Source organism: Nostoc sp. CmiVER01, assembly GCF_034531135.2.
GTDB lineage: Bacteria > Cyanobacteriota > Cyanobacteriia > Cyanobacteriales > Nostocaceae > Nostoc.
On the sequence record NZ_JAVRBU020000006.1, the window covers coordinates 14,081 to 26,082 of the forward strand.

Annotated in this window: 8 protein-coding genes; 1 reads left to right on the forward strand and 7 read right to left on the reverse strand. The window is 42.9% G+C overall.

The annotated features are described in order from the left end of the window. Positions 1-304: 304 nt before the first annotated feature. Positions 305-1,609 (forward strand): aspartate aminotransferase family protein, encoded by a 1,305-nt coding sequence (locus RMZ43_RS10845; RefSeq protein WP_322656133.1) that lies wholly within the window; start codon positions 305-307, stop codon positions 1,607-1,609. Between the two features lie 132 nt (positions 1,610-1,741). Here the strand turns inward: RMZ43_RS10845 and RMZ43_RS10850 are convergent, their stop codons facing one another. The 7 genes from RMZ43_RS10850 to RMZ43_RS10880 form a co-directional block, all read right to left on the reverse strand. Beyond that, the gene (locus RMZ43_RS10850; protein WP_322656134.1) at positions 1,742-2,347 is read right to left on the reverse strand and encodes a DUF4129 domain-containing protein; all 606 of its coding nucleotides are present in this window, start codon (positions 2,345-2,347) and stop codon (positions 1,742-1,744) included. Between the two features lie 114 nt (positions 2,348-2,461). Then, a complete protein-coding gene (locus RMZ43_RS10855) occupies positions 2,462-2,947 on the reverse strand; it encodes a DUF2243 domain-containing protein (RefSeq protein ID WP_322646466.1) in 486 nt (161 codons plus the stop codon). A gap of 94 nt (positions 2,948-3,041) precedes the next feature. Next, positions 3,042-3,434, reverse strand: coding sequence for a pentapeptide repeat-containing protein (locus RMZ43_RS10860; protein ID WP_322656135.1), 393 nt, complete (start codon positions 3,432-3,434; stop codon positions 3,042-3,044). Between the two features lie 30 nt (positions 3,435-3,464). Beyond that, positions 3,465-3,902, reverse strand: a complete 438-nt coding sequence (locus RMZ43_RS10865; protein WP_322646468.1) for an RrF2 family transcriptional regulator — start codon at positions 3,900-3,902, stop codon at positions 3,465-3,467. Positions 3,903-4,216: 314 nt separating this feature from the next. After that, a complete protein-coding gene (locus RMZ43_RS10870; protein ID WP_428850719.1) occupies positions 4,217-5,581 on the reverse strand; it encodes a PAS domain-containing sensor histidine kinase in 1,365 nt (454 codons plus the stop codon). 466 nt (positions 5,582-6,047) lie between these two features. Continuing rightward, entirely contained in the window at positions 6,048-9,068 is a 3,021-nt protein-coding gene (gene pgmB / locus RMZ43_RS10875; RefSeq protein WP_322656137.1) for a beta-phosphoglucomutase, read from the reverse strand. A gap of 171 nt (positions 9,069-9,239) precedes the next feature. Further along, positions 9,240-11,651, reverse strand: a complete 2,412-nt coding sequence (locus RMZ43_RS10880; protein ID WP_322656138.1) for a sucrose synthase — start codon at positions 11,649-11,651, stop codon at positions 9,240-9,242. Positions 11,652-12,002 lie beyond the last annotated feature (351 nt).

Consider the following 12,002-nt stretch of genomic DNA (forward strand, 5'->3'; position numbering starts at 1 on the left):
AACTCCCTTAACTTTCTGGCAGTTTTCCCACACACAGCAAGATGAATTTCCTCATGTGTTCTATAAGAAAATCCTGGACTCTACCCTCGACAGACGGGCTACGCTTATGCAAACTTGCCTGTTACTCATACTCTTGCTCAAGTGTTGATTACAAAATTTTTTTCAGCACCGCCATGTCTTTGAGGTCATATAAGCGTTAGCCTAAAAAGAAGTACGAGTTGTGCTAAATAAAAAGTAATTTTTAGGGATTTCTAGGAAACTAGTAAATAACTATATGATGAAAAACTCAAGAGGAGGAGCGGTAGTGAGCCTACAAACTCTCGTTGAACAAGCCACCATCCCCCCAGATTCAGGGTCTGTAGCATCCAGTCCCTTTGATGCAAATAGCTTTAATGAAGCTGTCATGTCTACCTATGGTCGGTTTCCCTTAGCCCTAGAACGGGGTGCTGGATGTCGGGTTTGGGATACACAAGGACGAGAATATCTGGACTTTGTAGCGGGAATTGCCACTTGTACTTTGGGACACGCCCACCCAGTTATGGTAGAAGCGGTAACACGCCAAATCCAGAAGCTGCACCATGTCTCTAATTTGTACTACATTCCTGAGCAAGGTGAATTGGCGAAATGGCTTGTTGAACATTCTTGTGCCGATCGCGTGTTTTTCTGCAACTCTGGAGCTGAAGCTAACGAAGCTGCAATTAAACTGGCGCGGAAATATGCCCACACAGTATTAGACATTGAAAAACCGATTATTTTAACCGCCAATGCCAGTTTCCACGGACGGACTTTGGCAACGATTACCGCTACAGCACAACCGAAGTATCAAAAATATTTTGATCCCTTGGTTCCTGGTTTCCACTACGTAAATTACAACGATATTAACGCTGTGGAAGTGGCGATTAGCGAGTTGGATGAAGGCGATTATCGGGTAGCTGCGATTCTGATTGAGCCATTGCAGGGAGAAGGCGGTGTGCGTCCGGGAGATGTTGCCTATTTTAAAAAGCTCCGGCAAATTTGTGACGAAACTGGCATTTTATTGATTTTCGATGAAGTGCAAGTTGGTATGGGACGCAGTGGCAAATTATGGGCTTACGAACATCTTGGCGTTGAACCGGATATCTTTACCAGTGCCAAAGGCTTAGGTGGTGGTATTCCCATCGGCGCGATGATGAGCAAGAAATTCTGTGATGTTTTTCAACCAGGGGAACACGCTAGCACCTTTGGCGGAAATCCTTTTGTGTGTGGTGTAGCACTCAGTGTTTGCCAGACATTGGAACGGGAAAATATTTTGCAGAATGTGCAAGATAGGGGTGAACAATTGCGAACTGGATTGAAAGCGATCGCAGCGAAATATCCTCAGCACATTAGCGAAGTTCGAGGTTGGGGTTTAATTAACGGTTTGGAGTTGCGAGCCAATATTCAACTAACCGCAGCAGATGTCGTTAATGCTGCCATCAACGAGGGTGTATTACTCGTACCTGCCGGGCCAAAAGTAGTCCGATTTGTGCCACCGCTAATTGTCACAGAGGCAGAAGTAAACACTGCCTTGGAAGCTGTGGATCGAGCGATGTCTACGACGGGCTACGCCAACGCAACTCTCACAGCTTAGGGAATACAAAAAGCGAGGATAAGTCTTTGTCCGTATCTCTCGCTTTTTCTAACTTTTAGATTAATTTTCACTAAAAGTATTGATTTTTTAGCTATTAGCTATGTATTATTTCTATCCCCGCGTTTTCTTCCTTCATTCTGGGGAAATTTCCCGATAAGCTTGGCGACACTGCTCATAATTGTCTGGCAAAATCTCGGCATTACCAAAACATAATTGTTCATGAGTGGTAATTAAAGTTTCATAAGGCTGTATTGGAGTCACAGACGATCGCAGCAATTGCAGATATTCGCCATCTGTGCGGCTGAGTTTGTGAGGTGCGATCGCATTTTTATCCAACTGCTGCAACATTGCTAAATAAATACAACGGCAAGCCTCACGGTAGTTACCTTGACGATAAAATTGTTGCGATCGCTCCAACAAAAGGTCTATGGATAACTCACTAGAGCTAGTTTTGCCACGAAAATCAGTGAGATTGCCACTTCTATTCAGCCAAGAATATACATAAGAACTGAATTCTTGCCATAATCGCCAACCCACCCAAACTACAAATAAACCTAGTACCAGCCAAAACAAGAATTTCAGCAACTCACCAAGCCAAGGACTAATTGACCATCCAGTAGGAAATTCAGGTAAAGCGCTCTCAAAGCGGTAAAACTGGTATTCCCACCATTCTCCAGCTTGTTGTTGAAATTGAGAAAGCTGCCAACTCCAGCTAGTTTTTTCAAAAGTATCTGTCATAGGGGGGAGTGAGGGGATGAGGGAGCAGGGGAGGCAGGGGGAGCAGGGGAGGCAGGGGAAGAAGAACTATGATTATCGACCAATGCCCTATGCCCAATGCTCAATGCCCCATGACTAATGACTAATGACTCTTGTCTTTTTTATCATTATCCAGCCGATGACAATAAGTAGCGCACCTAATGCAAGAAATCCTAAATCCCAAGCTAACTCATTTGGCCCTGGTTTTACATGATGGATACCGAGAATTTGATGGTCAATTAAACCTTCAACGAAGTCAAACAACCCAGTACCAATCAATATTGACCCAATAAAGGTCTGTGATGACCAAGGAACATCTTCACGCGCTCCGGCACGCCATAGCAAGACAACTCCTACCACGGTGAATACCCAATTAAAGGTATGAAATAATCCATCCCATAGCGTGTTCAAATCTATATTCGCTATGTTTGTCAGAGGTCGAATATTACTAAGCATGTGATGCCATTGAAGGATCTGATGCAGTAAAATTCCATCAATAAACCCTCCAATACCTACACCAAGAAAAATTCCAGCAGTGATTAGTGGTGCGCGTTGGTTGGGGGTTTCACTTTTTGCCTCCATTGTCAACCTCATCGATTAGGCTTTTCCATAAAAATACAACTTTTATAGGAAAAATATCTTCTATCTTGAGGCAAGTACCATCATTGAACTTCAATCAATTTTCAGATTTAATCTGCATACCCGCTTTTACTGGGTCAAAATCTTGAGGAAAATTGGTGCTGCGATCGTAGTCTGCTTTTTCCAGGTTCGCTCCTTTGAGATTGGCTTGGCGAAGATTCGTTGACATCAACAATGCTCCCTTGAGATTAGCATCCTTCAGATTAGCTTGACCCAGATCGGCAAAACTCAGATCGGTTCCTCTCAAATTTGCGCCACTCAGGTTAGCTTCACTCAAGTCAGCATAACTAAGGTCAGAACCTTTCAAGTTAATACCTTGCAAATCAGCATTACCAAGTTCTGCTTTACTAAAGTCTCGCTTTCCTGCTGCATAACTCTCCACAAGAGTAGTGGCACTATTTACAGGCTGTTGAAAATTTCCTTCAGGCATATAACAGCCTCACAGATTGTTACTTTTATACTAAATGTAATACATGAGTTCCTTTTGCTTTCGCATTGCTCTTCGTTCGCAAAGGTCTTGGAGTGTATATTTTTCTAAAACTGAGTTAGCAGCCTGACGTGCTTCCTGCCAGACTTCCTGAATTAGCTCACCTTCTACCGTGCTGGGAGTTGGTTCAGGATTGGAAGCCACGATATCTGCTCCTTCCATGCAGCTAAAAGCATCTAACACTGTAATCTTTCCGGGATCTCGTGCCAGAACATAGCCACCTTTGGCTCCGCGTATACTCTTAATTAAACCTCCACGCCTTAATGTGGCTAAGAGTTGTTCTAAATAGCGGTTCGGGATGTCTTGTAATGCCGCTATCTCTCGAATTTGTAGGGCTTCACCGTTAGGGTAGCAGGTTGCTAACTCTAACAGGGCTAGAAGTGCGTATTCTGATTTGTTAGAGATTACCACAGGCGTAATATAAACTCACACTTAAATATACAAAGTATTTGAATTGCTTTCCCTAAGTTACTCTTAAGAAAAACTTTACAATCAACCTATTGTTGACCGGCTAACCCCACTTTAAAGACCTTTTAGCATAGAAGCAATTATATTTGATTTTGAATTCGATAAATAAAAGTGATTGATTAGTTATAAAGCCTTCTAAAGTGCAAATTGACTCGAAAGCTATGCAAGCTGCTATAGCAGTCCTAAATCATTCGTGAACAATAAGATCCCCGACTTCTCAAAAAAGTCGAGGATCTGAGCCTCTCGATTTTCATAACTCATTTGGGATTGCTATATGTATTGAACTTTCTCGAAAATGGCAGAGTTACGGTAAAGGTAGTTCCCACACCGATCGCACTTTCGACACGAATTTCGCCGCCATGTAAATCTACAGCCTGCTTGACGATAGACATTCCCAATCCCATTCCTGGGATATTAGCTGCATTACTAGCGCGATGGAAGGGTTCAAAGATGTAATCAATGTCATTTGGAGGAATGCCAATACCAGAGTCTTGAGTCTGGAATATAGCTTGCTCGTTGGCAGTGATGACAGAAAACTTAACTGTGCTACCAATGGGAGAGTATTTTAGACAATTCGAGAATAAATTAGTCAAGATTTGCCGCAGTAATTTCGCATCTAAGTTAGCTCTTGTAGATTGGCACTCACTGCTAAAAACGATCGCATGTTGTGAGCGATCGCTCTGTTCTAATTCTTCTAATATATCGCGGCAAAATTCCACCAAATTTAGGGGTGTTGGATTAAACTCTAGTTTGCCTGTTTCATCCTGACTCAGCATCAATACATCATTCAACAACTGGGTTAGATGCATAACTGATGTTTGAATGCGACGTAGGTGGGTTTGTTGTCGCTCGTCGCTCCATAGATGGCGATAATATTCTAGTAACTCCGCAGAAGAGTGGATAGTAGCCAAAGGAGTACGAAACTCATGGGAGGTGATGGTGAGCAAGCGGGATTTAAGTTCACTAAACTCCCTTTCTTTGGCAAGTGCTTGTCGCATCGCCTGTTCTGCCCATTGCAGCTTGGCTTGGGTTCGTTTGTTTTCGCTAATATCCCGCAATATCCAACGCAAACCTACTAACTTACCTTGTTGATTACGGATAGCAACCACCTTAACCGCAGCAATAATTGGCGTTTTGTTATGTGGTCGCAGATTTACTTCCCACTCTTGCATTTTCCAGTCTGGGATTTTGGCATGATCGCGTAGATGAAGCAGTTTCAGATGAAAAGCAATTATTTCTTTCTCAATCACATAAATTCCCAAGAGTTTGCCTAACAAAAAACTTTTGGAAATATTGAGCAGAGTGGTGGCTGCTAAATTAACTTCCTGAATTAACCCTTTTGCATCAGTTACAAAATAAGCGTCTGGTACTTCCTCAAATAGTTCCTGGTAGCGTTGACCTTGTGCTATCAAGGATTCTTGGGCATTGGATAATTCTTTATTCTGTTGCTGTAGGTCGTTATGAGCTATTTGCAGTTCTGACAAAGCTAGGTGGACTTCTTTTAATACTGCCGTAACCAGTTCAATATCTCCCTGTGTATTTTGCAGTTCACTCTGACGTTGCAAAAAAGCGACGCGCTTACGCATATTTTCTATCTGTAAAGCTAATCCGTCCAAATTCACGCTCTGACTCCTAATTTGGATATCTAAAATTTGCGTTTTATTTTAGATTCCCTATTTAGACGATCTTAGCTTTTGGAGGTTAACAGTTATCAGTTCTTAAAACTATAGTTATCAGTTATTAAAACTATTAAAAGAGAATGAAAGCGCCAGTCGTTAGAATTTAGTTGAATATTATGATCGAAAAAATAGGTAGTATAGCACGCAATAGGTTTGGATAAGATCCCCCCGCAGACGATTTCTTTAAAAACCTACACACAAGTCTTACCGCAGCCATATCTTTATTAATAAATTTTGCACTACGTTTTTATTCCGCCTCGGAATGAATTCCGAGTTTCATGGCTCAAATCTACTCAAGTGGACTTGGGCTATGAGCCGCTAAACTTTAGTTCTGGGCGGGATATCGGTGAGTGTGACAGTTTCACTCTGACAAAAATGTGGGACACGGTAGCTAAAAAAGGGGTAAAGATCAGGAAGAGCAAGCCTTTTGTTTGGCAATATTGCTTAATTTGGTTCTTAAATCTGCCCATGTGACCCCTTCTAAGCTGGGCAAAACAATATGAGCGGCTCCAACTCGTTCAGTTGGCCCGAGTCCTATTGCCCACATACCAGCGACTAGAGCCGCCTCAATGCCTGCTGCGGCATCTTCTACAACTACAGATTGGGCTGGTTCGAGTCCTAGCTGCTTGGCTGCATACAGAAATAGGTCGGGTGCTGGCTTGGGTTGCTGTACACTATAACCGTCAGCGATCGCATCTACTTTATCGGCAATGCCCAATCGCTCAATCACGGTGCGGGCATTTTTGCTAGCTGAACCAATAGCAATTTTAATCCCAGCTTGCCGCAATTCATCCAAGAGAGCGATCGCACCTGGTAACAAATCCTTAGGTGTCATGTTTTGGATCGATTCTACATAGTAGCGATTCTTACGCTCCATCATCTCCTCAATTTGTGCTTCCGAATATGGTCTATCTCCAATAATATGCATCAGAGAAGCACGACGGGATACACCCCGCAGCGCTTCGTTCGCTTGGTGATTAAAGGGTATACCCTCTTCATCTGCTAGCTTTTGCCAAGCTAAATAATGAAGTTCTGCTGTATCTGTTAGCACTCCATCTAGGTCGAAGATGAATCCTTGGATGTTGGGGTTGTGGGTTGCTTCGCTCCGGGATTGGGTATTGGGGATTGGGTATTGGGTATTAGTTATTCCTCTTGTCCCCAGCGATGCACTGAGCAAGTCGTTGTGTCCCCAGTCCCCAGCTTCCAATCCTCGATGCAGATCGAAGTCGTGCCATTTTCCGCGCCAGTGCAGTTTAAATTTTAGGCGTGTCCAGCCATCAGGGAGATGGAAGTTAGCTACGGGGCCATTTTCGGTGAGTTGAATGCCACCGAATCCAAAAATTACAGCTTGCCAAACGCCACCAGCAGTAGCACCATGAATTCCATCGCTGGTGTTACCTCGGTTATCTTCAAGATCCACCATTAACGCTTGCATAAACACTTCGTAAGCTTCTGCTGATTTGCCCAAATCGGAAGCTAAAATGGCGTGAACTGCTGGGCCAAGGGACGAACCATAAGTAATGTCTGTGCGGGGTGCGTAGTAGTTCCAGTTTGTCTGCAATGCTTTTTTGTTGTAGGGAAAATCTGCTGATTCCCGCATTAAATAAAGCAGCATCAAGATATCTGGCTGCTTGATTACTTGACATTTATTGGTTTTCTCAATACTCAAGATGACTTGCATGGAGCGATCGCGCCCTTGATAATCTGCTAAGTCGATATCTTCTAATTGGAAAAATCCTTCAAACTGCTCGATTAGTTCTGTTGATGAGTCATGGAGAAACAAGATTTTGGCGATAATATCTTGCCAGTGCGATCGCTCTTGTGGTGTAACTTTTAGTTTCTCTTCTAGTTCAGCAGCTCGTTCGGGGAACTTTTGAGCCAACCAATCATAAACTGCGATCGCTTTCTCTAAATGCCATTGCGCCATCCGATTTGTAAAGGCATTATTGTGAACGAATTCATGATATTCATCTACTCCGATTACTCCCCGAATTTCATATTGTTGGCGCTCAGAATTGAATTCAACTCGGCTACCCCAGAAGATAGCAGCATCCAAAATAATCTCTGCGCCGCGCTGTTGCATCCACTCATCATCACCAGTGACTTGCCAGTAGTTCCAAGCGGCGTAAGGAATATCTGCATTAATATGAATTTCGCGATCGCGGCACCAAATCCGCACATCTTCACCATAAAAATCATTATTGAGTCCCCAACGTGGTGTTACTTCATCTCCGGTATCAGCACTTTCCCAAGCATACATTGCCCCTTTATAGCCGTAATGGGCAGCCTTGCGTCTAGCTCCTGGTAAAGTATGCCAACGGTAACTGAGTAAATTTCGGGCGATCGCTGGTTGGGTAAACAGAAAAAAGGGCAGCATAAAAATTTCTGTATCCCAAAAGATATGACCGCGATAGCCAAACCCAGAAAGAGTTTTAGCCGGAATGCTTACCTTGTCATCATGGTGTGATCCAGCAATCAGTAGCTGGAATAGATTGTAGCGAACAGCAAAAGCAGCTGTACTATCCCCTTCAATGAGGATGTCACTTTGCTGCCACGTCTCATCCCATGCCTGCTTATTGGCTTTTACTAGTGTTGCGTAATCTGGCAGGTGCGCGAGTTTTTCTGTAGCTGCTGAAACTGGTGTCTCAGTCTCCCGGGAGGTAAAAACTGTCACGATTTTTTCTACCGTTACGGTCTGTTCTGATTTAGCTTGGTAGGTCATGCTTAAGGTTGGATAACCAGGTGCGGTACTGACTTGCAAAGATGCTTCAGCACCTGAGATTCTCATAGTTGCGCTCATACCGAGTTCAATTCGGGAGTGGCGGGTGCGGCATTGCAACCAGATTCCTTGGTCAGTCTTGCCCTGATCTAGTCCTTCCCAATGATTAAAACCCTGATTTTCTGGATAGCCGTTAATACTTCCCTGAACTTCGATTACCCCATCAAAATCTACTGGTGTTAAATGGCAGCGTTGCACTAACACATGCTGATCTGCAAAGCTAGCAAAGCGTTCAAAGTGAATATCTATAGTCTTTCCACTAGGAGAGTGCCAACGTAAGTAACGGCTAAGAAGTCCGTAGCGTAAATCAAGCTGGCGATCATAGCGCAATATTTTACCTTGATCGAGACGGAAGCGTTCGCGTAGCGTCTCCGTAGGAGATTCGCCATTTACAATTACTACCAAAGGTAGCCAATCAGGACAATTTGCCAGTTCAGTGTACACCACCGGCACATCGTCGTAGACACCGTGGATAAAAGTAGCAGGCAATGCATGAGGATAACCTTCCTCAAAACTGCCTTTTGTTCCCAGGTATCCATTGCCGATTGTAAAGACAGTTTCTTTGGAGTGCAATTGCTCAGGGTCAAACTGGGTTTCGATTAAAATCCAGTCTGTGTAGATAAAATTGCGAGAATGACCTTTTTTGTCCATAAATAGGGAGTAGGGAATGGGGAATGGGGAATTGGGAAATTTGGTGGATGAACGGAGTTTAGAGGTGGATGAACGGAGTTTAGAGGTGGATGAACGGAGTTTAGAGGTGGATGAACCCAGTTCTAACTCTCCCCTGCTCCCCTGCCCCTCTGCCCCTCACTCCCCACTCCCTCATCCCCCCTTATGTTTCTCCAAAATCTTTTCCGCTCTAGGTTTATAAATCAGATGAAATAAGGCTTCCATATAGCGATCTCTGGCTTCGTTATTTTCTGGAGCAACAAAGTTCCAAAAACTAAAAATTTTAGCAAGCTGTAGTAATTTATTACTATGTAAATGCCAATTGTATCTATTATGAATTCGCTGACTCATCCATTCTGAGACTTCTTGCCAATAATCATCTTGAGTATTGCATTGTTCAACAAAGCCTAAAAGTTTCTTTGCTGTACCTTCTAAGTCTGTAGGATTAACATTAAATTCATTCTCTTGGTTTTCGATAATTTCTAAAGAACCGCCAAATTGAGTAGCAAAAGTTGGCAAGCCAGAAATCATTGCTTCCAAAATAGACCTACCGAAGGATTCAAAGCGGGCAAAGTGGACATAAATTCCCTGAGAATCTGCAACTACTCGGTAGGCTTCGCTGATGTTGCTGCTAGGGATACGCATCCCCACCCAGCGAATTTTGCCATTGAGATGATATTGTTCAATAATGTTGTGAAGTTTTTGGATTTCTTCTGCTTCTTCTGGGTTTGTAGTTTCATCTGGATGCAGTTTACTACTTAAAAGGATTAGGTTACAGCGCTCTTGCAACGCCTGACTTTGACCAAAACATTCAGCTAAACCAGTGAGATTTCTGATTGAAGTGATGGGAGCAACGGCAAAAATTGGTCGCTTGTTAAGGTTATCTAAATGACCAAAAATTTGGGGATCTTTGCGGGTAAAGAGGAGGTCGTGAATTTGTTTGCCAAGCTTAATATCTCGGTCTTCTTTTTGGCTATAGGGAAAGAAAATTTTTTCATCTACTCCTGGCGGCACTAAGTTGAATTTAGGACTAAACAAATCAATGCCATCAACCACATGATACAGATGCGGCATCGTAAAGTATTTGTACGACTCGTATTGACCTATGGTGTCAGGTGTGCCGACAATTTCTTGATAGGATGATGTGATGATAAACTCGGCTGCATTCATGCTAATCAAATCTGCGGTAAATTGTACCGAGAAGTGATATTTATCTTCTAAATCTTGCCAATATAAATTACTAAATAGATATTTAGGTTTTTCTAAGGAATGGGCAATATTGCACTGGGTAACTTTCATCCGGCGCGATAAAAGAAAAGCCACTAAGTTACCGTCGCTGTAGTTGCCAATAAGAAGATGAGGTTTACCTTGGAATTGAGTTAGCAATTCTTTTTCTGCATCTAGAGCAAATTGTTCTAAATAAGGCCAAATCTCAAATTTAGAAATCCAATTGTTAGTAATTTCCGGATTGAATTCACCAAAAGGAACGCGCAATATCCAAGCATTTTCAGTATCTTGGACTTTTTCTAAGCGCAGGTTGCAAAATGTTCCTTCGCAGTTAGGGATTAGTCGGGTGAGAATAATTACATGGGGTTTCATACCCAGCACATCCAGACCAGCAAGTTTGATTTGTTCACGCAGTTCATTTTCTAAGCTGCGAGCTTGTTCAAGGACGTAGATAACTTGACTAAGTGTTTCATCTATTCCTAAGACATCTTCCTGTCCCACCCAACCGTGGATGGAAATGAGGACGACACGAAAAATGGCGGGGACGCGGGCCACAAATGTTTCTAAGATGCCAGGTTCTGGGGAGTAAATGAGTCGGTCTAAGAGTTCAAGTGTTTCAGAGACTCGCGCCGCAGTGTTACCCCAACCCGGCTCAAAGCCGAGTTCTTGGAGATCGAAGCGGAATTTTTCATAAGGTTCGTTAGGCTTAAGCTCATTCAGTAATTTCAGAGCTAGCTTAATTTGTTTGGCTAAATGAATACCTGAAGGAATGCGATCGCTCAACAACAGCCGAATTCCATCGTGTTGTAACCCCTGCAATGCTTGAAATAACATTTCCACCCAATATTGGGGGTCAGTCAACAATTGATTGCACAGGTAACGGTTGAGAAAGGCTAAACCTTGACCAATATTTCTGGGATCGTCAATTCTGGGGGAACTTTCGTAAAACGGATGGAGGTCAATTTCTAGGATATGAGGTTGGTAGCGGTTGACTAGGCGATCTCTTACATCTAGCAGCGTTTGCGGCGTCATCTGCTCAAAACTATTAAAATCGGCTGTCAGTTTCCAAACTTCTTGACTAGCAATTCTGGGACGAACCACGAACCAGGTACTTTCTTCTTCAAGAATTATTTCGTGGGTGTACTGTATCAGTTTACCCACAGAAGAAGAATAGTAAAAATAGGCTGGCTTTTGGGATTGATGACAGTAATCGGCAAAAGCTTGTAAAATTTCATTTCTCAGGAAGTAACGCTTCCCTGAAACACTCAACGTATAAATCAACTGATGCAGAGCAGTTTTTTCATCACCGTTGAAGACAGCTTGAACTAGTTCATACATGATGACGAATCCCAGAACTTTAGCTAGGTCACGACCTCATTTTTATCTCCAGTCTTCTGAGGTACATTCCCCGCTTAATAGTATATAAACATAGAAACCACCTGCGTCTAGCTGTGGGATGAAACACTGCAAGGGCTTCAAATCTATGGAATGAGGGAGTTAACGAAGAGGAAAGGGGGCAGGGGAGAGAACCCAATAAATTCTTTGCGTAAGTCCTATAAATATTTAACATTAAGTATAAATAAATTGATTTACTCTGAAACCCTCTATTGCTAGTAAATTACAGCATCTTTCTCCCTGCCCCCTGCCTCTTCGTTGATAGCTATTAGGACTTACGCACACTCTACGAAT

Bases quoted from the DNA above. Each gene is read 5' to 3' on its own strand.
- RMZ43_RS10860 (WP_322656135.1), bottom strand. From the start codon at position 3,434: ATGCCTGAAGGAAATTTTCAACAGCCTGTAAATAGTGCCACTACTCTT.
- RMZ43_RS10880 (WP_322656138.1), bottom strand. From the start codon at position 11,651: ATGTATGAACTAGTTCAAGCTGTCTTCAACGGTGATGAAAAAACTGCT.
- RMZ43_RS10850 (WP_322656134.1), bottom strand. From the start codon at position 2,347: ATGACAGATACTTTTGAAAAAACTAGCTGGAGTTGGCAGCTTTCTCAA.
- RMZ43_RS10855 (WP_322646466.1), bottom strand. From the start codon at position 2,947: ATGGAGGCAAAAAGTGAAACCCCCAACCAACGCGCACCACTAATCACT.
- pgmB (WP_322656137.1), bottom strand. From the start codon at position 9,068: ATGGACAAAAAAGGTCATTCTCGCAATTTTATCTACACAGACTGGATT.